Annotated in this window: 22 protein-coding genes and 2 tRNA genes; 10 read left to right on the forward strand and 14 right to left on the reverse strand. The window is 36.7% G+C overall.

Features of this window, described 5'->3' with window-relative positions:
* Positions 1 to 6 precede the first annotated feature (6 nt).
* Genes HXK94_002265 through HXK94_002275 form a run of 3 tightly spaced genes read right to left on the reverse strand, consistent with a single transcriptional unit; the run spans position 7 to position 3359 of the window.
* A complete protein-coding gene (locus tag HXK94_002265; protein QTI96079.1) occupies positions 7 to 963 on the reverse strand; it encodes a hypothetical protein in 957 nt (318 codons plus the stop codon).
* Positions 964 to 977: 14 nt separating this feature from the next.
* Positions 978 to 2330 (reverse strand): DNA repair protein RadA, encoded by a 1353-nt coding sequence (gene radA, locus HXK94_002270; protein ID QTI96080.1) that lies wholly within the window; start codon positions 2328 to 2330, stop codon positions 978 to 980.
* A 36-nt stretch (positions 2331 to 2366) separates the two neighbouring features.
* The gene (locus HXK94_002275; GenBank protein ID QTI96081.1) at positions 2367 to 3359 is read right to left on the reverse strand and encodes a hypothetical protein; all 993 of its coding nucleotides are present in this window, start codon (positions 3357 to 3359) and stop codon (positions 2367 to 2369) included.
* 23 nt (positions 3360 to 3382) lie between these two features.
* Here HXK94_002275 and HXK94_002280 point away from each other — a divergent pair, with 23 nt between their 5' ends.
* Positions 3383 to 4060, forward strand: a complete 678-nt coding sequence (locus tag HXK94_002280) for an HNH endonuclease family protein (protein ID QTI96082.1) — start codon at positions 3383 to 3385, stop codon at positions 4058 to 4060.
* On the opposite strand, the gene HXK94_002285 is transcribed toward HXK94_002280, so the two are convergent.
* The 3 genes from HXK94_002285 to tadA all read right to left on the reverse strand — a co-directional run bounded on the left by HXK94_002285 (position 4057) and on the right by tadA (position 7229).
* Complete coding sequence (locus HXK94_002285; GenBank protein QTI96083.1) at positions 4057 to 5043, reverse strand: ribonuclease HII; 987 nt, start codon at positions 5041 to 5043, stop codon at positions 4057 to 4059. The genes HXK94_002280 and HXK94_002285 overlap by 4 nt on opposite strands.
* A gap of 57 nt (positions 5044 to 5100) precedes the next feature.
* Positions 5101 to 5526 carry a 50S ribosomal protein L19 gene (gene rplS / locus HXK94_002290; protein ID QTI96084.1) on the reverse strand — a complete coding sequence of 142 codons (426 nt, stop codon included), beginning with the start codon at positions 5524 to 5526 and terminating at the stop codon, positions 5101 to 5103.
* 74 nt (positions 5527 to 5600) lie between these two features.
* Entirely contained in the window at positions 5601 to 7229 is a 1629-nt protein-coding gene (gene tadA / locus HXK94_002295; GenBank protein ID QTI96085.1) for a Flp pilus assembly complex ATPase component TadA, read from the reverse strand.
* Positions 7230 to 7329: 100 nt separating this feature from the next.
* Here tadA and HXK94_002300 point away from each other — a divergent pair, with 100 nt between their 5' ends.
* Both HXK94_002300 and HXK94_002305 read left to right on the forward strand, forming a co-directional pair.
* Complete coding sequence (locus tag HXK94_002300) at positions 7330 to 7683, forward strand: hypothetical protein (protein ID QTI96086.1); 354 nt, start codon at positions 7330 to 7332, stop codon at positions 7681 to 7683.
* 53 nt (positions 7684 to 7736) lie between these two features.
* A complete protein-coding gene (locus tag HXK94_002305; protein QTI96087.1) occupies positions 7737 to 8294 on the forward strand; it encodes a hypothetical protein in 558 nt (185 codons plus the stop codon).
* On the opposite strand, the gene HXK94_002310 is transcribed toward HXK94_002305, so the two are convergent.
* The 3 genes from HXK94_002310 to HXK94_002320 all read right to left on the reverse strand — a co-directional run bounded on the left by HXK94_002310 (position 8273) and on the right by HXK94_002320 (position 11145).
* The gene (locus tag HXK94_002310) at positions 8273 to 8830 is read right to left on the reverse strand and encodes an NUDIX domain-containing protein (GenBank protein ID QTI96088.1); all 558 of its coding nucleotides are present in this window, start codon (positions 8828 to 8830) and stop codon (positions 8273 to 8275) included. The genes HXK94_002305 and HXK94_002310 overlap by 22 nt on opposite strands.
* Complete coding sequence (locus tag HXK94_002315; protein QTI96089.1) at positions 8830 to 10137, reverse strand: UDP-N-acetylmuramoyl-tripeptide--D-alanyl-D-alanine ligase; 1308 nt, start codon at positions 10135 to 10137, stop codon at positions 8830 to 8832. Before HXK94_002315 ends, HXK94_002310 begins: the two co-directional genes overlap by 1 nt.
* Before the next feature lie 195 nt (positions 10138 to 10332).
* On the reverse strand, positions 10333 to 11145 hold the full coding sequence (locus HXK94_002320; GenBank protein ID QTI96090.1) for a histidine phosphatase family protein: 813 nt from the start codon (positions 11143 to 11145) through the stop codon (positions 10333 to 10335).
* A gap of 114 nt (positions 11146 to 11259) precedes the next feature.
* On the opposite strand from HXK94_002320, the gene HXK94_002325 reads away from it, so the two are divergent.
* Positions 11260 to 12075, forward strand: coding sequence for an alpha/beta hydrolase (locus tag HXK94_002325; protein ID QTI96091.1), 816 nt, complete (start codon positions 11260 to 11262; stop codon positions 12073 to 12075).
* 27 nt (positions 12076 to 12102) lie between these two features.
* On the opposite strand, the gene gltX is transcribed toward HXK94_002325, so the two are convergent.
* The 3 genes from gltX to HXK94_002340 all read right to left on the reverse strand — a co-directional run bounded on the left by gltX (position 12103) and on the right by HXK94_002340 (position 14839).
* The gene (gene gltX, locus HXK94_002330; GenBank protein QTI96092.1) at positions 12103 to 13560 is read right to left on the reverse strand and encodes a glutamate--tRNA ligase; all 1458 of its coding nucleotides are present in this window, start codon (positions 13558 to 13560) and stop codon (positions 12103 to 12105) included.
* Positions 13561 to 13627: 67 nt separating this feature from the next.
* A complete protein-coding gene (locus tag HXK94_002335; GenBank protein ID QTI96093.1) occupies positions 13628 to 14629 on the reverse strand; it encodes a hypothetical protein in 1002 nt (333 codons plus the stop codon).
* Between the two features lie 122 nt (positions 14630 to 14751).
* Positions 14752 to 14839: transfer RNA gene (locus tag HXK94_002340), tRNA-Leu, on the reverse strand.
* Positions 14840 to 14928: 89 nt separating this feature from the next.
* On the opposite strand from HXK94_002340, the gene HXK94_002345 reads away from it, so the two are divergent.
* The 5 genes from HXK94_002345 (at position 14929) to HXK94_002365 (ending at position 19066) form a co-directional block, all read left to right on the forward strand.
* Positions 14929 to 16371 carry a sortase gene (locus HXK94_002345; protein QTI96094.1) on the forward strand — a complete coding sequence of 481 codons (1443 nt, stop codon included), beginning with the start codon at positions 14929 to 14931 and terminating at the stop codon, positions 16369 to 16371.
* 80 nt (positions 16372 to 16451) lie between these two features.
* Positions 16452 to 16760 (forward strand): hypothetical protein, encoded by a 309-nt coding sequence (locus tag HXK94_002350; GenBank protein QTI96095.1) that lies wholly within the window; start codon positions 16452 to 16454, stop codon positions 16758 to 16760.
* 90 nt (positions 16761 to 16850) lie between these two features.
* Complete coding sequence (locus HXK94_002355) at positions 16851 to 17795, forward strand: hypothetical protein (GenBank protein QTI96096.1); 945 nt, start codon at positions 16851 to 16853, stop codon at positions 17793 to 17795.
* A gap of 1 nt (position 17796) precedes the next feature.
* A complete protein-coding gene (locus HXK94_002360; protein ID QTI96097.1) occupies positions 17797 to 18942 on the forward strand; it encodes a M20/M25/M40 family metallo-hydrolase in 1146 nt (381 codons plus the stop codon).
* 48 nt (positions 18943 to 18990) lie between these two features.
* Positions 18991 to 19066: transfer RNA gene (locus HXK94_002365), tRNA-Gly, on the forward strand.
* 78 nt (positions 19067 to 19144) lie between these two features.
* Here HXK94_002365 and HXK94_002370 read toward each other — a convergent pair.
* Positions 19145 to 20599, reverse strand: coding sequence for a PEGA domain-containing protein (locus HXK94_002370; protein QTI96098.1), 1455 nt, complete (start codon positions 20597 to 20599; stop codon positions 19145 to 19147).
* Positions 20600 to 20697: 98 nt separating this feature from the next.
* On the opposite strand from HXK94_002370, the gene eno reads away from it, so the two are divergent.
* Entirely contained in the window at positions 20698 to 21975 is a 1278-nt protein-coding gene (gene eno, locus HXK94_002375) for a phosphopyruvate hydratase (GenBank protein ID QTI96099.1), read from the forward strand.
* 57 nt (positions 21976 to 22032) lie between these two features.
* Here eno and dnaE read toward each other — a convergent pair whose 3' ends face one another.
* The gene (gene dnaE / locus HXK94_002380) at positions 22033 to 25806 is read right to left on the reverse strand and encodes a DNA polymerase III subunit alpha (protein QTI96100.1); all 3774 of its coding nucleotides are present in this window, start codon (positions 25804 to 25806) and stop codon (positions 22033 to 22035) included.
* Positions 25807 to 25863: the final 57 nt, after the last annotated feature.

The raw sequence follows: 25863 nt of genomic DNA on the forward strand, positions 1-25863 counted from the left end.
GCTCTCTTATTCTTTATTCGCAAGTTCGACCAAACTCGCTTCCATCGATTTTTGTGTTCGGCGACGAGTTTGAGTTTTAGGCTTTTGGCTTTTTTCCTTAGTCTTTGATGTATTTTTTGCGCTCGGTTTTGCTTTGACCGCCCTCTTATTCTTTTTACTTCGAGATTCAACATTATTTTTTTTCGAAACTTCTACTTGTGTATTTTGCACAGGCTTTTCGACTTTCGAATTTTTAACAGCACGACCTTTACTTTTCGTATTTTCGATTTTTGCTTTTTTAACGCCCACTGGTCGTGCAAACATCATTTTTCCCGCAGCAGTTTGAAGTGAACGAATAAATTCTACCTCACTAATTGTTCCAATTAAATTTTCGCCGTTTTCAACAACAACCATTGTACCATCAGGTAAATGTCCGATACCTTGCTTTTTCTCATTTCCTTTTTGGGTAATTTCAAGCATGATTTTTTCACCCGGCAGATAATCCGCTCTAACAGACTGAACGAGTTCATTGATATTTAAAACCTCAATTCCTTCAACCTTAGCAACTTTATTAAGATTGTAATCTGCTGTCAAAATTTCAGCATTCATTTTTTTAGCCAACGAAAGCAATCGATTATCAACCCCCTCTGAAGCAGAATTTCCATCAGCTAAAATACTTACTGTCACCTTTTCTTCGCTCTGAAGGGCTGAAATAATATCTAGCCCATATCTTGCTCGAACCCGTTTTTCATCATCTCCACCATCAGCTAAAATCTGTAATTCGCCAACAACACTTCGAGGAATTAAAATATCAAAATTAATAAACCCAGTTCTTGCTACTGCCAAAAAACGCCCGTCGATTAAAATTGAAGTATCGACTAGTATTTGCTTTTTTGCTTTCGAAATTAATGGCTTATCCTTTTTAAGATCAAACCAAATTCCGCAAACAATAAATAAAATTAAAACTAATAAAAATGTTTCCATAAAATAATATCCTTTTATTGTAAATATTTAATTAAGGCTTCGCGCAAATCACGCACCGCTGTCACAAAGCTATCTTTCGAAGAATTTTTTGGCGCAAGCGCATTCGTAAAACCAAGTTTTTTAGCTTCCGCAATTCTTCTTTCTGCTTGAGAAACCGTTCGAATTTCACCACCCAAACCAACTTCACCAAATACCACAACACCATCAGAAAGTTTACGTTTAGCTGCCGCCGAAGCAATCGCCATCGCAACAGCCAAATCTGCCGCACGATCATCAAGCTTAAGCCCGCCCACAACGTTAATATGCACATCTTTATCACTTAAGTCTAATTTTGTGCGTCGCTGAAGAACCGCAATCAATAAATTAAGTCGATTAATATCAAATCCGCTTGCAGCTCTTTTTGGATAACCAAAATTTGAGGTGGTAACTAAAGCCTGAATTTCCACTAAAATTGGCCGCGTACCTTCAAGTGTAGCCATAATTATTGACCCATCGGTATTTTGTCGCTCTGCCAAAAGAGCAGCTGAAGGATTTTCGACAATCTTCAATCCATTATCAACCATTTCGAAAATAGCTGCTTCGCTGGTTGAGCCATAACGATTTTTAACCGCTCTAACTACTTTGAAACCACCATATCGGTCGCCTTCAAAGTTAAGAACAACATCCACTAAATGTTCGAGAGTTTTGGGTCCAGCAATTGAACCCTCTTTGGTAATATGGCCGACCAAAACAACCGCTGTTCCAGATTTTTTCGCAGCCCGAATAATTAAATTAGATGAATTTGTGATTTGCGAAACCGTTCCCGGTGCGCTTGAAACTTCTTCCATCGCTAAGGTTTGAATCGAATCAATTATAACTAAATCAAAATTGCCTTCACGAATAGTTGCCGAAATATCATCAGCTGAAGTTGAACTGGCGAATTTCAATTTATTCGATCCCGAAGCACCGAGTCGTTGAGCTCTTAAAGCAACCTGTTCCGCAGACTCTTCACCCGAAACATACAATACTGGTCGAGAGCTGGCAATGAAAGATGATACTTGCATTAAGAGTGTTGATTTGCCAATTCCTGGTTGACCAGCAATCAATAACACACCCGCCGGCAAAATTCCACCCCCCAAGACAGTATCCAGATCTTTTATTCCGCTAGAAATCCTTTCCTGCTTCTTTTCAGAAATAATCTCATTTAAATTTTGCACATCCAAAATGCGCCCGGTTTTAGCACTTTTACTAATTGCATCCTTACCGGAAGATTCACTAACCTGCTCGACTAGTGTGTTCCAGCGGCCACAATTTTCGCATTTTCCCGACCATTTTGGATAACTAGCTCCACATTCTTGACATACAAACTTTGTTTTTAACTTCGCCACTAGTCTATTTTACCATATGTTAATTATTTTTCGAAATTACAAGCTTGGTGAGCTTAAATTCGAGTTCATGCTTTTATATAGTTCATTTTGTTGAATGGAAACTTGATTTAACTCTTCTACTTTCGAATTGTAGTTGTTTACTAAATTATTAATAGCTGTTCGCCACGCCTCTATTTGCCGAATTCTCGCCAAAAGCTTTGCTCGATCCGCATTAAAAGCTTGTTGAGTCTCATAATACCCGCTCTTTGCATTAGAATTAAAATTTGCAATATCCGAATTAATTTTCTTAATATCATCTGAATACTTCACGTTTAAGGCTTCAATTTGCTCTTTTTCGGCCTTTAATTCATTACTTAGCTTTTCGGCTTGATTTTTTAGGTTTTTAAGGTTATTGTCATAACTCTGATATATTTGCACAATCTCTTTTCGATTTTGAAAAAACTTAGCATAATGACTTTCGAGTTCTTTCGAAATATTCGCATATTCAGTACCAATTAAAGAGTGTAGCTCGTTTATTTTTTCACCAGGCTCAGTCTTTTCGTAAGACTGCATAAGCTTTTCAAACTCCGGGGTTTTATTTTTTTCGTATTCAGCCTCAAGAAGATTGCCGATTTTTATCCGCTCATCCCGACTCATCCTTTGCCAAATTGCATGCAAAAGCTCATGTGCCGCAGTCACATCCTTAATTCCATCGAGTTTAGTATTTACAACATTGTATACATGAATTTTTTCAGCTCGATAACATCCTAAAACTGCTGAATCCCCTTCACTATTTTTACAATTACCATTAAACTCTGCCGAATCTTCAACTTGAGGATTCGAAGCATAAAAAATAGTCTTGCCTGTGTCTGTTGGTTTTATTCTTTGAACGATTTGGGTGATGTCAGTTGTCGGTTTATAATTTTTTGCGGCAATATAATCTAAAATACCACGCCAATTTAAAAATGTAAAAGCTACCGATCCAGAAATTAAAACAAACGATAAAATCGCTCCAAATACCTTAAAAAAAGTTTTATGTTGAAAATTCATATCATAACCATTATAATATTTTTATGAGAAAAAAGCAAAATATCTTTCGAAAGCGACAAACGATTGGTTTAAGCATTTTATTTTTAATTGCGATTGGTGTAGTTTTTTCAATGCCCGATTTCTGGAAGATACCAAAAAATAATAATTCTTCGAATCAAAATATAAATCAATCTTTAGACGCATTGAGTTCTCTCGAAGTCAAAGGACGCGCACCAAAAACTGGCTATTCTCGCGATCAATACGGTAAGGGTTGGGCGAAAGATTCAAGCGGATGCGATACTCGAAATCGAATACTGAAGCGTGATTTAACTAATATTGTTGAAAATTCTGACTGTAAAATTATTAGCGGAACACTAAACGACCCATATACCGGAAAAACTATTGATTTTTCACGTAAACAAAACGCTTCTGCTATACAAATCGATCATGTTGTTGCACTTTCTGACGCCTGGCAAAAAGGCGCTCAACAACTATCAAAAGAAAAACGTATCGAAATTGCCAATGATCCGTTAAATTTATTAGCCGTTGATGGCCCAGCAAATCAACAAAAAGGCGATTCAGATGCCGCATCCTGGCTCCCTTCAAATAAAAATTTTCGTTGCACCTATGTCAAACGCCAAATTGATGTAAAGAAAAAATACTCTCTTTGGATTACTCAGGCAGAAAAAAGCGCAATGCAAGATGTATTATCTAGTTGCTAATCTAAAATTTTAAACCAATTAAATTTTTCAAAATCTTCACCCTCGACAATAGCACCTGCTAGATAAAGATTTACATTTTGAAGATTATTTTTATGTGCAAAATAGTTTGCAGCAAATCTCATCTGTTCAAGTTTCTTTTTCGAAATAGCACCTGTACCCCCGCCAAAATCAGCATTTTTTCGAAATTTAACCTCCGTAAAATAATAATCTTTATTACATTTTGAAACAATATCAATTTCACAAAATTTTGTCCGCCAATTACGCGCTATAATATCATGATTTTCCCGTTTTAAAAACTCCGCTACAAAATTTTCTGCATCATCCCCGAGTTTTTTTGTTGTTATTTTTTTATTTTTTTGCTTTTGATCTTTCTCTAACTTTTCCTTAGATTTTTCTGTAAGTTCCATGATTGGCTTAAAACTTTTGCGATGAAAACTACTCACACCAAATTCCGCTAAAGCCGCCCGATGCTTTGCAGTTCCATACCCTGAATGCTTCTCGAAACCATAGCAAGAAAATTCAGGTTTTTTCGAAAGTTCCGCCATAAAATTATCGCGTGCAACTTTAGCGCAAATTGCTGCAGCCGACACGCTCGAAATCAATAAGTCAGCCTTTTTAAGCGTTGATGTATGTTTTTCAAGTGGAGTATTAGATAAAAAATTAACAGTTCCATCAATAATAACTTCATCAAAACCAACACCGCAATCCTTGCATTTAGCTTGTACTTCTTTAACGGCTTTTTTTGTAGCTAATTTTAAACTGTCGCTTAATCCAATCTTATCCAATTCTTCATTCGAAACCCAGCCCAGCCCAACAATTGCTGGACTTTCACGAATTTCTGATACTATTTTTTCTCGTTGCTTTTTTGTAAGAGCCTTCGAGTCTGTTAATCCATCAATTTGTGCATTATTCAAAATGCAAGCCCCGACAACTAAAGGGCCAGCCCAAGCTCCGCGACCAACCTCATCGATTCCTAAAATCATATTTCTATTATACAAAAAATCGCTCAGAAATACGAGCGATTTTTTACCCATAAGCTATTAAGCTTCTTCTTTTTCTTCAACCTTTTCTTCGGCTTTTGGAGCTTCAGGTAAAGTGTTTACAGCCTCACGATCAAAAACAACTGGTTTAAGGCGGGCACTTTTACCACTTCGGTTTCTCAAGAATGAAAGATAGTTTCGGCGAACTTTTGAACGACGAACAATTTCAATCTTTTCTACTAATGGACTATGAAGAAGGAAAGATTTCTCAACACCAACGCCACTAGCAATTTTTCGAACAGTAATTCGAGAAGTATGAGATTTTTTACGGTCAGTTCGAATAACTACACCTTCAAAAATCTGGATTCGCTCTTTATTACCTTCTTTAATTTTTTGGTGAACGCGAACAGTATCGCCACTTTTAATATCAAGAACGGCGTGTTTTTTCTGTGCGTCATTAACTTTTTTGATTAACTCAAAACTCATATTTTCACTCACTTTTAAATTTAATATATACAATCAAGGTTTATTATAGCACACTTTTTAGGTTTTGTGAAGAGCTAAATTACGCGATTTACTTCTTCGATAGTCGTATCGCCCCGTAAAGCTGAAATTACACCCTGTTGCATAAGTGTCAATAAGCCGTCTTCACGCGCTTGAGCTTCAATTGCTTCGGTTGAAATCATCCCCCTTTCACCACGCAAGAATGCCGCAATATTATCATTTACAACCATCATTTCCATCACCACAATTCGCCCCTTATACCCAAATGGACTCTCTTCTGAAGGCATTGGTTTCCAAAGCTTAAAATCACCCGAGATATCTTGTGGGATTTTTTCTGCAGGAACCCCATCTAAAACGCTTCGAACCCAGTTCTTAGTTGCTTCATCAGGTATATATTCTTTTGCATTCTTGTCTAATTTTCGGACAAGTCGCTGAGCTATTAAAAGTCGAATCGCTGTTGAAAAGATAGGGTTTAGCCCGATCATATCAATCATACGCGAAAAAGCTGCACTAGTTGAATTGGCGTGAAAACTCGAAAGCACCAAGTGTCCCGTAATCGAAGCTTGAATTGCCGTTCGCGCAGTGTCATTATCACGAATCTCACCAACCATCACGACGTCTGGGTCAAGACGCAAAACCGAGCGCAAACCGTCGGCAAAGCTTGCACCGTGTGTTGTATCAATAGGGATTTGCGAAATTCCACCAATTCCATACTCAATCGGGTCTTCAAGCGTAATAATCTTCCGGTCAAGCGTGTTTAAAGCGTTAAGCATCGAGTATAGTGTTGTTGATTTACCCGAACCAGTTGGACCAACCATCAAAACCATTCCGCGTGGATGTGAAATAATCTCATCAATTTCTGCTCGCTCTTTTGGTGCAATCCCAAGCAAATCAAGCTGAAGCATACTTTCATCAAAGTTAAACAAACGCATCACCGCATCCATTCCATACATTGTTGGCACAGTTTCAACACGCAAATTTAAAAGATGCGAAGTCCCATCACGATAAATATCCTTCTGCATATGCCCAGATTGTGAAGTTTTTGAAGCGCTCGAAACCCCTGCGCGCGAAGAAAGTTCACCCATAATAACACGGTACCGATCTCGTCCAAGTTCAGCAACCGGGTGGAGTGCACCATCAACACGCATTCGAATTCGAATCGTCTGACGTTGATTTTCGATGTGAATATCGCTCGCGCCAAGCCTATCTGCTTGATCGATCAAATAATCAAAAACCTGATCAGAGGCAACATTTGCTAGGGTTTGGCTAACTTTATCTAAAGTAGTACTATCACCCTCTCCGGCAATTTCAATATCATCATAAATAATCTTTTTTGGCGGATCATACCTCCGCATAATATTTTTCCAAGCACTCTCAGAAATTAAGAAAAGCTCAAGAGTTTTACCTTCTTCCTGGTATTTTTTACTCAATTTTTGTATTACTGAACGTGGAGTTTGACTCGTAATCAGAATCCTCCAAGGTTTATTCGTATCAATATCACCAATTTGTAGTGGCGCCAAAAAAGCACGATACATTTGTTCGTTAGTAAAAAGATCTCTAGCTAGTGGAAAAATATTCTCAAATTCCCTAGTGTCAAGATAAGTTAAGCCTAAAATACCAGCACGCTGCTCGGTTGCTTCTTCCTCTTTTTGCCGACGCATTAACTGAACTTTATCTTCTTCCATTAATCTAATTTTATCACAAGCACTTTATTTTTTCAATAAAAAATGCTAAAATATCGGCATCGCTTAGCGAAAATATTTTCAGGAATCGAGGTCTTAAAAAATGACTAGTAGTACTTTAAAAAATATACTGGAACAAACCATATTGGGTTGCCAAAATGTTAAACATCTCCCTTCTAATAAAAACTGGGATTCTTCTTTTAATATTAATGACAAATTTATTGTCGAAATTAGTAGAGTTTCAACGGATAGATCTATTATTAGAGTTTATGGTTTTAACGATTTTCAAAATCAAACTCTTTCAAAGAAAATAACAATAGAATTCGAAAGGGTTAAATTTGAAGACCAATGCACGTTCAGTATAGATGTAAAAAATGCCTCACGAGAAACGGAAGATTACGCCTATGAAATTATTGGGCGAGTTCTAAATCGCTTTAAAGGCAATAAAATCACCTAACTTGAGCCTCCGGGCTCTTTTTATTTTTAAAGAAATTTGATAAAATTAAGATAATGAAAAATCCAAACTCTCTCGAAAACCGCAATCGCACACAGAATCGTGAAATAGTTGTTTTAGCGCACAATATTCGCTCAACACACAATATTGGAGCAATCCTGCGTACTTGCGAAGGCTTTGGTGTCTCGAAAATTATTTTTAGCGGATATTCACCTTTTCCAATTTTACCAGACGAAAATTTTAAAAAAACCAACCGCTTGCCCCACATTGCGCAAAAATTAAATTCCCAAATACACAAAACTGCCCTCGGCGCAGAAAAGATCGTACCAGCAGAAATTTCTGATAATATTCTCGACACAATCCAAAATCTTAAAAAACAAAATTTCGAAATATTTGCACTCGAACAGAGCAAAAAATCAATTTTTTTAAAAGATTTTTCAGCCCCAAAAAACGCTAAAATAGCCTTACTTTTAGGTGAAGAAGTTGACGGTATCTCAGAAAAATTGATTGACTTGTGCGATAAAACTCTCGAAATCCCAATGTTTGGTAAAAAAGAAAGTTTTAACGTATCAGTTGCTACAGGAATCGCCCTCTATAAAATTGCCTGCGAATGATTATTTTTTATCTTTTCTTGCGCGTCTTTAATAATTCTTAAAGAAAACTCCAAAGAATCCATAAAATCATCTGGATTTCCTCGGATCATCTCTTTAAACTCGGCAAGATTTACAAGCTTAACTTCTGCAACTTCATTATGTAAGATAGCTAAATCTTCAAGATTGAAATCGACTTTAGCCGCAAAAAACTGCATAAATCTACGTTTATTCTCTTTAGTGTGAATAAAAACTTTTTCAACTTCAATAAAATCGCTTGGCTTCAGATTCAAGCCAATCTCTTCAATAGTTTCTCGATAGATCGCATCTAAGTAACTTTCACCAATTTGAACATGACCAGCAGATGCTGAAAACTGCCACTTTCCCGCAAAAGTTTTTTTTGAAAAAGCTCGACGTTGAATTAAAAATTCATCATTCTCGTTAAATAAAACTAGTGAAACAACCCTATAGATTCTGCCGGTCTTTTTATCAAAAATAGATTTATCAATCTCGTCAATAATTTCATCTCGTTCATTAACGATTGGTAAAATTTCCACCATTAAACCTCATCCTCAGCAATTTCAGCAAAACTTGCGAAAAAATCATGCTTGACTTTCTTCCAATTTTTATCTTGGCGAACAAGCCATTTTTCATCTTCCTGATTTCTAAGAAGCATTTTTGTTGTTTCTTCAAGATAAACATCCCCCTGAGAACCTTTCAACAAGATTAAAGCGCCCTTTTCCATAATCTTACGAACAAATATACCAGCATCGATAGCATTTTTTGCCTCATAAACCTGACAGCCACGCAAACGAGCGGCTGGAGCCAAGTACTTATTAGCCTGTTCACCAACAGTAACAACCCAAGATAACTCAACACCATCAAGCATCTCACCAATCCTTTGATGTTCCATCGCAGAAGATTCGCCAAGCTCATTCATGCTACCAATAACGGCAATCTTTGAAGGAGCAGAAAGCGCATAAAGAGTCTGAATCGCTGCGGTTAGTGCCGCAGGACTCGAATTATAAGTATCGTCAATTAATACAGAATCTTCCAGACCTCGCATAAAGTTCATTCGGCCAGGTACGGGTTTTAAGCTCGCTAGGCCATTTATAATTTCTTGCGGGTTCAACCCCAGCTTAATAGCAACAGCAACGGCACCAGTTATAGGTCTTAAAGAATGCTCCCCGAAAACTTTTGCTCGAACGGGTATTTCTCCGAACTCTGGAGTTTGAATATTACCGCCAAACCCTTCAAGAAGTGAAAAATCATTAGGGATAAAATTATAGTTAGCCCCACCGCTTGAGCTGTAAGTGGAGAAGTTAGAATTCCTAAGATATTTCAAAAATTCACCATTAATATCATCTTGGTTTAAAATTGCAATTTTCGCATAAGTTGCAGCATCGAGCTCTTCTTGAGCTACTGCATCAATCGTACCAAAAAACTCCATATGTTCAGGAGTAACAGATGTAATTATTGAAATGTCCGCAAAAAGATAAGCTCCAAATTGGGCGATATCACCAGGATGATCAGTTCCAAGCTCTTGAATAATCACCTCAGGCTCACTACCAGCTGGAGACTTAATCCGCTTTCGAGCAGCCTTAAAAACTTTATGCCATTGCCAAAAATTTCTTGGGTTTCCAGGAAAATTTATACCTAAAATAGCAAGAGGAGCACTTAAATGTGTGTTATGATTGCCCTCATGCAAGCGCACTCGATATTTCTGACTTAAAATAGTGGCAATAGCTAATTTTGTACTTGTCTTTCCAACCGATCCGGCGACTGTAACCAATTTAATATCTGGATGTTCTTCAAAATATCTTCGAACATATTTTTCAAGTTTTGTCTGAATTCCTTTTTTAAACATAATCTTCTTTATTATAATACAAAATCACTACTTTTTCAAGCAGTGATTTGTTTGTTGATGTGTGCCCACCCTGGGCGGTTTTTGTTATTTTATTTTTATTTATAAGTGTTATTTAGGGGAGAAAACAAACATCGCCCTTGATAACACATCAACTATGTTTATATATTATCAAAATAGTTATGCTTTGTCAATAGTTTATTTTAAAAAAGGTTCATTTTCTAAAATTTGTTCCCTCAGCTCACTATTAGAAAAATCTCTTCGAACATCGAACTCTTCCCAATTACCATATTTTCCATCAGCTTCACCTAGGTTCAAAACCCTTCGCCAAGAAAAATTCTCACGAACATCGCTAGCATCTAGCGGGTTAACTCTCGAATACTCAATTGCACCAAGGTTGGGGATGTCATAAATATATCTTTTCGACATATCATTCCACTTTTCCGGCAAAAGACCCTCTATCAGATAACATGCTGATTGAATTAATTGCTTATGAGCAACAATAAGTACATTCTGGTTTGAATCTTCTTTTTTTAATCTATCCGTGAAAGTTCGGAACCTTACATAAACATCAAAAATGCTTTCACCCCCATCAAGACGCATATAAAACGGATCATTATACAAATATTTAACAGATAAAGGGAAGTTATCAAGTCGTTCATTAACGCTAACACGACCATAAATACCCCAATTTCGCTCCGCTAATAAATCATCAATTTTCCAAAAATATTGATTTTCACCACTTAAAATTACGGCAGTCTCTCTTGCGCGAATAAAAGGTGATGAATATTTTGAATCAAAAAAATCTAAACTTCCATAAACCTTTGCAAGTTCTCTTTCAGCTCTCTCAGCTTGCTCTCTTCCCTCCGGCGAAAGTCGCTGTCGCCAATCCGCACGTGTCTCGACTTTTTCCTCCAAATCAATCTTCCTACCAAGTTTTTGCGCGTGCTGAACTATATTTGCTTCGCTCTGCCCGTGTCGAATCATTACAAGTCGTAGTGGATTCGCCATTTCTTCCTTTCTTTTTTATTTAAAATTCTTATGCTTTAATTAAAATTATATCATATTTTAAACTTTTTCGAAAGTAATGTTTTATTTAATCCTAAAAAATGCTATAATTTATTAATGAACCTAAGAGATTGGCGAAAAAATCTTAAACATATTTTTATCAATATCGACAAAAACAAGATTTCAACTTATCAAAATATCCAAAAAAATAAACCAACTGCAGTACTTTTTCATGGTTTTGGCGGAAATTATTTCGGTTTAACACCTCTAGGATTTGAGCTTTCAAAAAAATATTCAATTATTATTTGCGAATTACCCGCGCACGGCAAAAGCTCACTTGAAACTTTTGAAAAAAATGAAGATTTTCAAAAATTTTATACAAAATTAATCAACGAACTAAACAAACACAATACGATAGACCTTATTGTAGCGCATTCGTTTAGCTGCTATTTTGTCAGTGATCCGAAAATTTCAAAAAAAATCCCAACAGTCATCATAAACCCCGTCTTCAGCCCAAGTCCTTCTTTTTTAGCGGGTATGAAGGCTTGCTCCAATTCAAAAACTATTATGGTTTTATCAAATCTACCAATATTCTCGCCCCTTAAAGTTGCCTTAATTCAAAAAAAATGGTCACTTGAAGCTATTAAAAATGTTTTTCAAAATATGTTTTTTTGCCAACATTCCCCCAAAAGATTACTATCCCAGAAAAAAACCATTCCAATAGCATTAAATGCTAATAATTTTTCTGATAAAAATTTTGTTAAAATTGCTTTTATTGGAAAAAATGATTCGACCGTTGAACCTTTTTGTGAGAAAAAATTTAAAGAAATTTTTCCAAAAGCAATTTCGAAGGTCGTGCCAAAAACTGGTCATTTACTACCTATGGAAAACCCCAAAGATATTGCTGAAATAATTCTTAAAACAATAAAATAAAGCCCGACACGTACCGAGCTTTATTTTTTACATTTTTTCAATCTCTCGAAAAGAGTTTTTAAGTCGTTTTATACTTTCATTTTTGCCAATTACTCGCAATGTTTGATTTAGCGCTGGCGAAAATGGAGCCCAAGTGAGCGAAATTCGGATAATCTGAAATAGAATTCCCGGTTTTTGGCCAGTTTCCTCAAGAAGTTGGTTTAATGATTCTTGAAGTTTATCCTCGTTCCAGTCTTCAACTTTTTCGAATTTATCAATTGATTTTCCTAGCAAATCTAACAATTGTGATTTTTCGAGCTTTTTAAGCTGTTTATTTTTAGAAATCATCTCCAAATCAGGATTTTGTTCAGTGAAGAAATAATCACTCGCAAGCGGTAAGTCTTTAAGTGTTTTTAATCTATCAAAAACCAAGCTAAGAACTTCTTTTTTATATTCTTCATTAGCATTTTGAGCACTTTCTCCCCAAAAATCTTTCACACGATTAAATAAATCATCCAAAGAAATTCGACGAATCCACTGCCCATTGAGCCATAAAAGTCGTTGCTCATCAAACCTTGCGCCAGATTTCTGCACACGATCTAGTGAGAATTTTTCAATTAATTCTTCTTTCGTAAAAATATCCTGTTCAGTACCATCATTCCAGCCTAGTTGTGCTAAAAAGTTAAGCATAGCTTCAGGCAAAATACCATCTGCACGATATTCGCTGACACTCTTAGCCCCATCACGTTTACCAAGTTTTTTATTTCCTTCCGGAGCTAAAATATGTGGTAAGTGCGCTAAAATTGGCGGCTGAATCCCGAGAGCCTCATAAAGCGAAAGATATTTTGGTGTGCTTGCGACATATTCAGACCCACGAATCACATGCGTAACTTTCATTTCGAAATCATCAACAATATGCGCAAAATTATATGTTGGTAACCCATCTGCCTTAATTAGAATAAAGTCATCTAAAGCTTCTGGCCCTGCAGAAAGATCACCCATAACAGCATCATGCCAATTATATCTTTTAATTTCTGGTGTTTTAAACCGAAGTGGCATTCCGATTTTCCATTCCGGTGGATTTTCCGGACGATGATCACGATATAGAAATGCTCTCTTTTCAAGTTTTGCTTTTTTTCGAAATTCTTCAACTTCTTCAGGAGAATACGGGTCAGCATAAGCCAATCCTTTTTCGATCATTTTCTTCGCCCAATCAAGATATTTTTCACGACGATCTGTCTGATGGTATGGACCAAAATCACCCATCTCCTTGGTTTTATCTCCGTAAACCGGCCCTTCATCCCAATCAAGTCCAAGCCATTTTAGAGTATCCAGAATTAGATCTTCCGCCCCTTCAACAAATCGAGCTTGATCAGTGTCTTCAATTCTTAAAATGAAATCTCCGCCTGTTTGTTTGGCGATTAAATAAGGGTAAAGTGCGCTTCGAACATTTCCAACATGGATATAACCGGTTGGACTTGGCGCAAAACGAGTTCTTGCTTTCATAGCTATATATTATACTTCAATTTTTATTTTTTCTCAACCTAAAATAAAAAGTAGCCTTAGCTACTTTTTATGCATTCATACTTGTTGCGATTTTTCGAACCTCTTCTTCGGAGATTTTTCCAGACGATTCAACTTTATATAGTTTTCCGTTATTAACCCAGACAGATTCACCCCGTCGATTTGAATATATCGTTAGGCCGTTGCTGTATGTAGTAGAGTAATCTTCGCTCCAATTCTCTTTTACATAATTTTGCAATAACGCCGAGCTATCCCAATTGCTTTGAGATTGTTGAATCTTATAGTTAGCACTACCGTTCTTATATTCAAAATTAACATTCTTCCCATCAAAATATGCAAAACCTTTTCGAGAGTACCCTTTAGCAATATAAGCCGGAGTTTCTACCGCCATACCAGACTGAAAAGACGTAATTTTACTAGAGATATCGGGCAAATTTACATAAGTTAGATAACCAACGCCTAGAACCGCTACCGCAAACCCCATAGATAAACTGACAAATTGTTTTCTTGCAAAAAAACTTTTATAATGAACGCCTCGGCTTTTTTTACTTTCTCGACGAGATTTCTCAATAGCTTGATTGATTTCAAAATTCTTAATTGCACGATCTGATAATTGCTTATTTTGAATCTTTTTAGAACGAAGTTCTTCATTAGCTTTTTGTGCAATTGAATGCTCTTTAAATGGTGCAATTTTTTCCACTTCTTTAATTTGCTCTTTCGAAATCGGGGAAATAATTTTAGATTCTTTCGAGAAACGAGAGATTAAAAGCCTATCTTCATGGCTCTCTTTTGCTTCACGTGCGCGCAAAATCGCCTCTTGATAATCATGACGACGTTTAAATTGATTAATCATTTCATCTTGATGTAATGAAACGCCTTGCCTTTTTGGAACTCTTACATATTTTCGATTTAGAGTGCTTGAACGCTGCAAATTATCATGAATTTTTGAAACATCATGTTGTACATTAATTTGGTGATTCTCGGCTGCGCTTAAAAGCGCCCCGGTAGTTGCATCATATTTTTTTCCGTTTATAATAATTTCATTCTTCATTTTCTTCCCCATTTAGCTTATGTATATTTTACTTTATTCTAACTATTTTTTCAAGGGTTTTCATAAAAAAAGACCCATAGAATTTTCGTTCTATGGATCCAGTAAAATCATATAGTCAACTTTGGTACCGCGAGCCGGACTTGAACCGGCACGAGCGTAATGCTCACCAGATTTTGAGTCTAGCGTGTCTACCAATTCCACCATCGCGGCTGATATGTTCACGACTATCGATTCTGTTTTTGGTTATTTACATAACTCAATATCTATTGTATACTAAGAATAAGGAAAAAGCAATAGAAATGAATGATAATAATAAAAAAAATCAGGATAACGGTCTAAGAATCCCTGAGCGAAAAACACAAAACTCCCTTCTCGAGGGTCAAAATCGTGCCGCAATCGATTTTCGAAGACAGAAAGTCGAACAAATTTATAAAAAAGTTAATACCGAACAGCAAGCCGAAATCCAAAACCAGCAAGAAACTCAGGCGCCTGCAAAAATAAACCTTGCAGATTATTTGAAATCTCAAAAAAATACAGAAAATATCGAAAAACAACGAGAAGATTTAATAAAAAAATCAATTTCTGAAGTCTCACAGCCACTTCAATCAAAACCAAAAGCAGATTTTAACTCTGGCATTGGTCAAGAGACTGCTGATTTTAAATCAAGACAAAAAATAATTCAACCACTCCAAAATAAACAAGATATTATAAAAACTAACTCTTTCGAAAAACCTACCTACAAACCTCAACAATCTGTTCAAAACACATATCAAAATAATCAAAAGCAGCAAATGAGCGAACAGTGGAAGCGATATCATGCGGCTTGGCAAAATTATTATCAAAAATATTATGCAAATTATTATTCTGCAGCCCTAGAGCAACAAAAAAAGAAAATTGCCAATATTCAACCAGAAGTTATAGAGGAGTTAACCGAAAGTCAAAAGAAAGAACGCGCTTTAGCTAAACTAAAAAAAGACATCTCAGCAAAAGCTCGTGAGCAAACTGATAAAATTCGCAAATCACGACATTTTGTGCCAATTTTCTCCGCAATCATTGTAGTGTTATTATTTATGTTCTTGCAGTACAACCGATTGATTTTTGCATCTGTTGAGGCTTATGTTGCACCTGGAAATTCTGATGCGGCACAAGTTATTTATAGCCCAAATTCTACAAATTCAGTTAGCCAAGAGCCTAAGTTGATAATTCCTAAAATAAATGTTGACGTCCCTGTAGTTTATGGGGTTGGTAATGATAGCGCATCTCAACTTAAAGCGATGGAAAAAGGAGTTGCCCATTTTGCAATTCCTGGAGCGAATGCAGTTCCCGGAAAAAATGGAAACACGGTGTTAAGTGGTCACTCAAGTAACGATCTTTTTGATACAGGAGATTATAAATTTATCTTTGCTCAGCTAGATAAGCTTCAAAAAGGAGACGTTATTTACGCCAACTATAATGGAGTTCGTTACACTTACAACGTTACAAGGTCTGAAGTCGTGCTTCCAAACCAAGTTAATCGCGTTCAAGTCGGAACAGACAAGCCTATGTTAACCTTGATAACCTGCGTACCAATTGGAACCGCCGAAAAACGCCTTCTAGTATTTGCTGAACAAGTTTCTCCAGATCCAACAAAAGCAGAAGCAGCACCAAAAGAAGAGGGTCAGTCACAAAATTCAAACCAAACTTCACTCCCTCGAAATTCTCTAACATTTTTCGAAAAACTATTTAGCTGGAAGTGGAATTAATAGCCATATCTAGCTACTCTTGCTTTATTTCTATTTTTGTGCTATAATATATTCATTCTTATATTAATGGGAGGCACGTTATGGAAACACAACAAACTAAAAAAATAATTTCTGGCGATAGCTTTTCTACGTTTGTTAGAAATGCGAACAATAATCAACACCGCACTAGCCGCGGCTCGCATAAAAGCGGAGAGTACTTCGTAGTGACAGTCCTCCTAGAAGGATCTCACGACAGTTTTATTGTACCTACGGAGATAACTAAAATTGAAAAAAATTCATGCAAGTTTAGTGGCTGGATGTCTATCGATGGACATCGAATCAATGTTTCTGGCCAATATGACAGAAACTTTGAAAATAGCTTTGTTGAATATGTAGGTGACGCTGATTAGTGTTTCAAATTTTTTAACGCTCAATTTTGGGCGTTTTTTCTTTACCTTTTTTAGTTGTAAAAACTTAAAAAATATGTTATACTAACACTTATGAAAAAACATCTTATTCTCGTTATCAACCCTCGTTCGAGCGGTTTTGAATTGATTCGAGAAAAAATCCTCCCTTTTTTAGAAGATGCTCATTTCGAAAAAAATCAGCTTACAACTTTCGAAATCCAGCCGACTTCACCAATGGAAAATGTGCAGGAAATGGCCAAAGGGTTAAAAGATGGAGATATTATCCTTGTCGCTGGCGGTGATGGAACCGCCCACATTGCTACTAACGCCGCAGCACTCTCGGGAAAGAAAAACTTAAAAATAAAATTCACAGGCTTCGGTAATTTTAATGATTATGCTCACAGTTTTTCAAAAAATAGCGGAAAAGCCGCGATTGAGGCTTTCGAAAAACTTGAAGTCAAAGCTAAAATCCGCCCCATTGAATTAAAAATTAACGGATCTTTTTTTAGATATGCACCACTTTATGCAACAATTGGCTTAACTGCAGAGATGGCCGAGATTTTTGAAGGTCGAAGAATTCGGAAAGTTTTGAAAAAAATCCACAATCGAAACATGCGCTTGATTCTCTCGCTTAGCGCTGCAACTCGCTTTTATTTCAAGCATTGTCGAAATCACGTTTTGAATATATCAGAAATTAAAGCCGACACAAATAAATTTGACAAAATTCCACAAAACCCAACAGATATTGTTTTTATGAATGGTCCACGAATGGCTCGAATTATGCGTAGCTCCATAAATAAAACAGATGCTGACAATTTTGGGTTTGGGGTTTTAAATTCAGCAAGATTAATACAAAATTCTCCTTTTTTGCTTCGAGGAATTTTTGGAAAAATACCCTTAACCCGTAGAAAATCTATTAAAATTAATTTTAAAAATCCACAAGACATAACAATTCAAATTGAGGGTGAAGTTTGTAAAATCAAAAAAGTTAAAACAGTTGAAGCTAGCTTAAGTGAAAAAATAATAGAGGTTTTATAAAATGGATGAAATCGAATTAACAAAAAAATTAATCGAAATAGAAAGCGTTTCAGGCAATGAAACTAAAATTCTAGAGTTCATTGCCGATTTCTTGCAAAAAAAATCAGCAAAAGTGTGGCAAAATGAAGATTTTGTGGCAGGCCTTTTCAAGATTCGAAATTCCAAAGATCAAAATCTAAAAAATAATCGAGCAATTATTCTAACCGGTCATATCGATACTGTTTCTGCTGGAGACTTAAATGCTTGGGATAAATCACCTTGGCAAGCAATCGAAACGAGCGAAAAAATCATCGGACTCGGCGCAAGCGATATGAAAGGCGGCTTAGCTGCTCAATTTATCGCGGCATTAGATTTTATTAAAGAAGGAAATTTTAAAAGCAATTTTGATCTCTGGCTTGTTGCAGTTTCAAATGAAGAAATTGATGGTCGTGGAAGTCGTAATTTTGTAAAATGGCTAAATCAACAATCTGGTTTTAGCTATAAAGAAACTTTTGGAATTATCGCTGAGCCAACAAACAATAAAAATATCGAAATCGGCCACCGTGGAAACAGATTTCTAACTTTAAAATTTACCGGAGAAAGTGGACATGCTTCACAACAAGAAAATTATCAAAAATCCGCACTTTCGAAAGCTTCAAGTTTCTTATTAAATATCGATGCTATTTTTAACAAATGGGTTGATAAATATTCAAATATCTATCTAAGGAAACCTAGTTTAGTCCCAACTTCTTTGAGCGCCGGAGATAAGCAAAGCCCCAACAAGACAGCAACCTCCGCCGAAATAGTCCTAGATATACGAACGACACCAGAGCTTGACACGGATTTCGAAAACGCCTTTAATCTTCTAGCTAAAAAATATGGATTTTCCTGGAAATATCATAGCGATCCCGTACCATCAACTCTTGTTTCAGAAAACTCAGCAGTTATTAAGAATATACTAAAATCTGCAGACCTAACAGAGTCATCGATCATGATTAGCCCTGGCGCAACAGACCAAGGAGAGTTTGTTAATGGTCTTAAAAATACTCAGGTAGTTGTTTTCGGGCCCGGCGAATGGGATGAAGCACATCATCAAAATGAATTTATCTATAAAGAAAAACTTTCAAAATACAAAATGGAAATAGTAGATTTTCTGAAAGAATTTTAATTAAAATCCTTGACTTAGTTAATATTTTTTGCTAAAATATTAACATACGCGGGTTTAGCTCAGTTGTTAGAGCGCTTCCTTGCCATGGAAGAGGCCAGGAGTTAGAGTCTCCTAACCCGCACCATATAATAGATTTTATTTCATAAACCTTAAATAGGTTTATTTTTTATTATTCCTTAATAATCTAAAAGAGTAGCCTAGGCTACTCTTCTGTTGTCATATTCATTCGGTTTATCGAAAATGTACCGTTATCATTTTTTATAAAAGTATAAATAAACTTATTATTTGCAGAAATTGTAAATGGAAAATCCGCCAACCCCTTCGATAAAACTTGCCGATTCATGCTATCAAAATCTGAAATTACCAGTTTACCTTCAGAATACCCCCCTAAAACAAAGTCATCAAGCCACTTAATTTCATCTCCGTCAACCGAAGTGTATGTGTAATTGTTACGAGTTTCAAGATCGTAAGAGTAAACACTATTACCTTTCTTTGCGATTAAGATCCTTGATTCACCATTAAGCTTTAAGTAGTCCGGCATAAAACCAACATTCAACACTTTGATTAGCTGTAAGCCGTCCGACCAGCTCGCAGACTTATAAATATTAATTTTCGGCCCTTCAGCCACATAGAGATAACTTTCTCTATAATATCGTCCTATCGCAATCTTTGGTTGGTTTTTTAAACCGCTCGTCGTCTCATTATTTTTGTCGCCGCGCCTTACACCAACTGAAAATTCACCATTTTTAACATTTTTTTGAATATATGCAATATTTTCCTTATCATAAATTTCAAAATCAACGATATTATTTAAAAATGCAGCAGAAATAGTATTATTCGAAATATTTATTTCCCGTAAGTCCGTTCCAGAAAGCCCAACAAACTTGTTAGCGTCATCACTTGAGGCCGCCAGCTTAGAAAAATCAAGATGAAACTTTTGAGTTAGATTTATAGATTCTGTAGGGTTTTCGAAATTTAAAATCAACCAATCAAGCTTTCCGCTATTATTAAAACTCACTATCGCCTTTTTGTTATCGTTAGAAATCTTTGAAACCTTTAAATTATCTGCGATTTTATAAAAATTATCTTTTCCAGATGTTTCTGAAGTTTGATTATTTCGTTCGAAAATGTTTGAGTTAAAATTTAGTTTCGATATTTTTGGCTCTCGATCCGAAATATCGATTAGCCAAAATACAGCCTCGCTGTTTGAATCTTCTGATATGGCGAAAATCTTTTTCTTATCAGGAGCTACAAAAGCATTTTTTAAATTCGGAATATTTAAAAAACTTTTCTCTGTTATTTTTTTAGGAACTAAGCGCGCATAGTTTAACCACAAAATTTCACCAACCCTAACTTCTGTTTGACGCCACCAAGTTTGATAGCCTTCTTTCCAGATTGAAAATTCGTGCCTTCCGGGTGTGGCTAAATTTTTCGTTGGTGTACCTTCTGGTAAGGGTTTTTTATCTATTTCTGAAATTGAATTTGGGATTGAAGAGTTAAACTGAACCAAACCAGTCCTCTGAACTTCAAATTTTTCATCGAGGCGCCAACCTTGAGTTAGAAAAATCAAAACAGAGACAACACCCAAAACCGTAGCCGTCATTATAAAATTTTTAAAGAAAACTATTGTATTTTCTTTTCTTCGAGATATTTTCATACTATTCGTAATTATAGCATATTTTAACCGTTGTTGGCAAATTATTATTTTTCATAAAAGCACTTGCTAAAGATTTTTTATGGTGCTAAAATGGAAGTATGGAATATATAATTAAAGATATCAAAGGACGACAAATTTTAGACTCCCGCGGCAATCCAACAGTTGAAGCGGATGTAATTTTAGAAAGCGGTGCTTTTGGCCGTGCAGCAGTTCCAAGCGGCGCATCAACAGGATCGGGTGAAGCTCTTGAACTTCGCGATGGCGATAAAGCTTTTGGTGGAAAATCAGTTTATAAGGCTGTTTCTGCTGTTAATAATCAGATTCGAGAAGCCTTGATCGGTAAAAATGCTGAGGATCAAGAAACTATCGATAAAATTATGATCGATCTTGACGGAACTGAAAATAAAGCTGGCCTAGGTGCAAATGCAATCCTTTCAGTATCTCTTGCAACAGCAAAAGCTGTAGCAAACGCGAAAGGTGTTGAACTTTGGCAATATATCGCCGAAAAAACTAACTCAACTCCAAATCTTCCACTTCCAATGATGAATGTCATGAATGGTGGTGCACACGCTGGATGGGCAACTGATATTCAGGAATATATGATTATGCCTGTTGGCGCTAAAGATATCTTCGAAGCCATTCAAATGGGTGCTGAGACTTTTCATGCTTTAGCAAAAGTCCTTAAATCGAAAAACTACCCAACAACTGTTGGTGATGAAGGTGGTTATGCGCCAAGAGTTCAAAACGGAAATGAAGAACCTCTACAATTAATTTCTCAAGCTATCAAAGACGCCGGTTATGAACCAGGAAAAGATATCGCTTTCGCGTCAGACCCAGCATCAAGCGAATTCTACAAAGATGGAAAATATGATTTGAAAGCCAATGATGCAGTTCTTTCTAGTGAAGAAATGATCGAATTCTATGAAGATTTAACTTCAAAATATCCTTTTGTTTCAATTGAAGATGGACTTGCTGAAAACGATTGGGATGGATGGAAAGTTCTTACAGAACGTCTTGGCAAAAAAATCCAACTTGTTGGTGACGATTTAATGGTTACAAATTCAAAACTTCTCCAAAAATCAATCGATTTAAATGTTGCGAATGCTATTCTTATTAAACCAAATCAAATTGGTTCTCTAACAGAAACTATTAATGCCGTAAAATTGGCTCAAAATAATGGCTACAACACTGTAATGAGTCACCGCTCAGGCGAAACAGAAGATGTAACAATCGCTCATTTGGCTGTCGGTTTAGGATGTGGACAAATTAAAACTGGATCTCTTTCACGAACTGATCGTGTTGCAAAATACAATGAATTAATGCGAATCGCTGAAGCACATCCAGAACTAAAACTTGCGCAACCTTTTGAAAAATAGCATACTATAATGTAAATAAAAAAATCTCCAAACTCTGGAGATTTTTTTATTTACGAATTAGTCTTTAAGCACCACACACTCTTCACCAAGTAGCAAAACCAACTCTTTAAGTAGTTTCGAACTCGCATCAACTTTAAAGCGCATTCGAATTGCAGATTTTTCAACTTCACCAAGAACCAAGATTACCTCACTCATTCCAGGGAATTTTTCACAGATTTTCCTTATCGAAAGCAAAGATTTATGATCGCTTGGATTCTTTATGTGCAAAAATACCCTTTGTATTTTTTCTGCCTGATAATTTTCCGCCGATCGAGACTTGTCTAGCGTCTTATTTGTATCTTGTGTTTTTAAAGTTGTTCCACTATTTTTTTGCGTGAATGTATGTTTTTTCCCATTCGAAACTCTTTGAGAAACAGTCTTAGTTTGTGGTACTTTTCTAGTCTTCAAGCCTTCTGCACGATGGCCAGTTGATTCATAATTCTCCAATTCTTCATCTGTTATAACCGAAACTGTTTCAGCAATAATTTGCGCATCTGGTTTTAAATTACCATCACGATCTCTTGCTGACACTTTGCCTTCAATTTTTAATACGGCATCAATATTTAACCTATCGCCAATCTCTGCATATAGATTTGGGAAAATTATCACCTCACCTTCGCCAGTTTTATCTTCCATTTTAACGAAGGCCATTTTTGTTCCGCTTTTTGTAATAATCGTTCGAACATCAATCACTATCCCGCCAATTGTTGCTTTTTGCCCATCCGTATTTGGCTGAACCTGCGAAAGGGGTTGTGTTTGTTCTTCGAAATATTTAACATAACGATCTAATGGGTGCGCAGACACATATAGTCCCAATAATTCACGCTCCCAAGTTAAACGCTCTTTATCTGTATGCTGTTTTGGTGCAGTTAAAAGTTCAACGGTAGATTCAACCCGCATATCATCTGCACCCGCAAAACCAAATAAATCTGTTTGTCCAGAAAGAGCCTCTTTTTGGCTTTTTGAACCATATTCTTGAATCCGCTCCAAATTAAACAGCAGATCAGATCGCGTACCGAATTCATCAAAAGCTCCTGTCATAATTAATGAATCCCAAGCCTTTTTATTGAATTGACGCGCATTCACGCGTTTTGCAAAATCTAAAATTGAACTAAATTTTCCGCCCGTTTTTCTGGCCTCCAAAACAGCGTCGACAGCACCCGAACCAACAGCTTTAACAGCCAAAAGACCAAAACGAATCTTCTTTTCATGAGGCACGATAGCGAAGTCTTTAAATGATTCGTTCACGTCAGGTCCAAGAACCTGAATTCCCATTGAGCGACATTCGGCGATCTCAATAGCTAGTCGATCAGTATCATCAGAATCTGCCGTCATTAAGGCTGCCATAAAAGCATCTGGGTAGTGAGCTTTAATATACGCCGTCCAATACGCAATCAAAGCGTAACAAGCGGCGTGCGATTTATTAAAACAATAGTTCGCAAACTCTTCAAGGTGATCCCAGAAAGCTTCAACTTTTGCGCGATCAGCGTTAGAGTGTTTGACTGCGCCCTCAATAAACTCACCCTTCATTTTTTTCATTAGGTCGATTTTTTTCTTACCCACAGCCTTACGAAGAGTATCAGCCTGACCACCAGTAAATCCACTAACTTCCTTTGAAATCTGCATGAATTGCTCCTGGTAAACAAGAATTCCATATGTGTTTTTTAAAGCGTTCTCCATATGATCTTCATAATATGTTACAGGCTCTTCACCATGTTTTCGTGCAATAAACTTCGGAATTTCGCTCATTGGACCCGGGCGATATAGAGCCACCATCGCAATAATATCTTCAAATTTCGAAGGTTTGAGCTCTCGAAGATAACGTTTCATTCCCGCAGATTCAAGCTGAAAAACTCCTGTAGAATCACCACGTGCTAGCAGCTCATAAGCCTTCTTGTCGTTAAGATCTAATTTCGAAAGGTCAATATCCACACCATACGTTCGTTTTATGATTTTTTGGGCTGTAGAAATAATTGAAAGGTTTTTAAGACCCAGAAAGTCCATCTTCAACAAACCCAAATCTTCAACTTGCCCCATCGGAACTTGAGTTGCTACAACACCTTTTTGCGCCATTTCAAGCGGTAGGTATTTTATTAGATCATCTGGCGCGATCACAACTCCACAAGCATGGACGCCATGGTTTCGAATAGTACCCTCGAGCTGCATCGCAAAGTCATAAACAGTCTTTGCGGTCGGATTTGTCTCATATTCATGCTTTAAATCCTGATCGTTCTCTAAAGAAACCCGAAGCGGTGTATGTCTACCCTGTGTTGGGTCTGGAACTAATTTCGCAAACCGATCCGCCTCAGAATATGGGACCTCCAAAACTCGTGCCACATCACGAACGGCGTTTTTAGCCATCATCTTACCAAAAGTTGCAATGTTCGCCACACGGTCAATACCGTATTTATCCGTACAATATTGAATAACTTCATTTCGCCGCGTATCTTGAATATCGACATCAATATCAGGCATAGAAATTCGATCAGGATTCAAAAACCTTTCAAAAAGCAAATCATATTCAAGCGGATCAAGATCGGTAATATGTAAGGCATAAGCAATAATAGATCCTGCAGCAGAACCACGCCCTGGACCAAAAACAATACCCTGTGATTTTCCCCAGTTAATAAAATCTTGAACGATCAAAAAGTAACCGTTATAACCCATTCCATCGATCACCCCAAGCTCCATATCAACCCGATCTAAAACATTTTCTGGTAATTTTTTACGAATGTCTGGAATTGACATTTTTTTAACTTCATCAATAGGGATTCCACCATACCTCTCTCCAAGCCCCTGAAAAACAAGCTTATCCAAATAAGCTTTTTCACTATCTTCACCATCGGGTAGCGGGAATTTTGGGATTAAGATCTTCCCGAACTCAAATTCGAAATTTACTTTTTCCGCAATATGTTTTGTATTTAAAATAATTTCCGGATCAATTTTTCCCCAGCGCTCGATAATATCTTTAGGATTCGTAACAAAAAGATCGAACTCTTTCAAACTCATACGCTTCTCGTCGTTCAAGTATGAGCCCGTACCAACACAAAGTAGGATTTCGTGTGCATCTTGATCTTCGTGGGTTAAGTAGTGTGAATCGCACGTTACAACCATTGGAATACCCAGCTCATCATGAAGTTTAAAGAGACCGTCATTGATCTCTCTCTGAACTTCCCAGTGATTAGGACAATCTGGATGGCCATGGTCTTGGAGTTCTAGATAAAAATCTTCACCATAAACAGACTGATACCACTTTGCAAGTTCCCTTGCACGCTCAAAATCCCCAGAACGAATCGATTCTGAGATTTCAGATCCGGCACACCCGCTTAAACAAACTACCCCCTCGGAATATTTTTCCATGATATCATGATCTATACGCGGTTTATAATATTGACCCTCCATCCATGCTTTTGAGGTTAAAGCACAAAGATTTTGCCATCCAGTTTGGTTTTTAGCTAACAGAATCAAGTGATATCGCGGTTTATCGTGCGCAGGATCTCGATCAAAACGAGTCCTTGCCGCAACATAAGCCTCAATACCAAGGATAGGCTTAACACCTTTAGACTTAGCCTCTTTAAAAAACTCAATTGAACCAGACATAGTACCATGGTCAGTGATAGCAACCGCTTCCATTCCATTAGCTTTAACATTGTCAATCAAAGCGTCAATTTTAGTCAACCCGTCAAGTAAAGAGTGATACGTATGCGTATGCAAATGAACAAAGTCGCTAGGAACAAGATCCTCAAAAGTTTTAGTATTTTTTATTTTTTCCTCCGTTTCCATACCCTCCATTATATCACATTCCTTCCTCTATTTTCAATTCCCATAACGAAAAAACTCCACCGGTTA

It is taken from the genome of Candidatus Nanogingivalaceae bacterium, from assembly GCA_015257795.3.
GTDB lineage: Bacteria > Patescibacteriota > Saccharimonadia > Saccharimonadales > Saccharimonadaceae > Nanogingivalis.

Coding starts and splice junctions, on each gene's coding strand:
- HXK94_002285 (QTI96083.1), bottom strand. CDS start 5,043: ATGATTTTAGGAATCGATGAGGTTGGTCGCGGAGCTTGGGCTGGCCCT.
- dnaE (QTI96100.1), bottom strand. CDS start 25,806: ATGGAGGGTATGGAAACGGAGGAAAAAATAAAAAATACTAAAACTTTT.
- HXK94_002320 (QTI96090.1), bottom strand. CDS start 11,145: ATGGCGAATCCACTACGACTTGTAATGATTCGACACGGGCAGAGCGAA.
- rplS (QTI96084.1), bottom strand. CDS start 5,526: ATGAGTTTTGAGTTAATCAAAAAAGTTAATGACGCACAGAAAAAACAC.
- HXK94_002335 (QTI96093.1), bottom strand. CDS start 14,629: ATGAAGAATGAAATTATTATAAACGGAAAAAAATATGATGCAACTACC.
- HXK94_002275 (QTI96081.1), bottom strand. CDS start 3,359: ATGAATTTTCAACATAAAACTTTTTTTAAGGTATTTGGAGCGATTTTA.
- HXK94_002360 (QTI96097.1), top strand. CDS start 17,797: ATGGATGAAATCGAATTAACAAAAAAATTAATCGAAATAGAAAGCGTT.
- HXK94_002300 (QTI96086.1), top strand. CDS start 7,330: ATGACTAGTAGTACTTTAAAAAATATACTGGAACAAACCATATTGGGT.
- eno (QTI96099.1), top strand. CDS start 20,698: ATGGAATATATAATTAAAGATATCAAAGGACGACAAATTTTAGACTCC.
- HXK94_002280 (QTI96082.1), top strand. CDS start 3,383: ATGAGAAAAAAGCAAAATATCTTTCGAAAGCGACAAACGATTGGTTTA.
- gltX (QTI96092.1), bottom strand. CDS start 13,560: ATGAAAGCAAGAACTCGTTTTGCGCCAAGTCCAACCGGTTATATCCAT.
- tadA (QTI96085.1), bottom strand. CDS start 7,229: ATGGAAGAAGATAAAGTTCAGTTAATGCGTCGGCAAAAAGAGGAAGAA.
- HXK94_002370 (QTI96098.1), bottom strand. CDS start 20,599: ATGAAAATATCTCGAAGAAAAGAAAATACAATAGTTTTCTTTAAAAAT.
- HXK94_002265 (QTI96079.1), bottom strand. CDS start 963: ATGGAAACATTTTTATTAGTTTTAATTTTATTTATTGTTTGCGGAATT.
- HXK94_002325 (QTI96091.1), top strand. CDS start 11,260: ATGAACCTAAGAGATTGGCGAAAAAATCTTAAACATATTTTTATCAAT.
- HXK94_002355 (QTI96096.1), top strand. CDS start 16,851: ATGAAAAAACATCTTATTCTCGTTATCAACCCTCGTTCGAGCGGTTTT.
- HXK94_002310 (QTI96088.1), bottom strand. CDS start 8,830: ATGGTGGAAATTTTACCAATCGTTAATGAACGAGATGAAATTATTGAC.
- HXK94_002350 (QTI96095.1), top strand. CDS start 16,452: ATGGAAACACAACAAACTAAAAAAATAATTTCTGGCGATAGCTTTTCT.
- HXK94_002315 (QTI96089.1), bottom strand. CDS start 10,137: ATGTTTAAAAAAGGAATTCAGACAAAACTTGAAAAATATGTTCGAAGA.
- HXK94_002305 (QTI96087.1), top strand. CDS start 7,737: ATGAAAAATCCAAACTCTCTCGAAAACCGCAATCGCACACAGAATCGT.
- HXK94_002345 (QTI96094.1), top strand. CDS start 14,929: ATGAATGATAATAATAAAAAAAATCAGGATAACGGTCTAAGAATCCCT.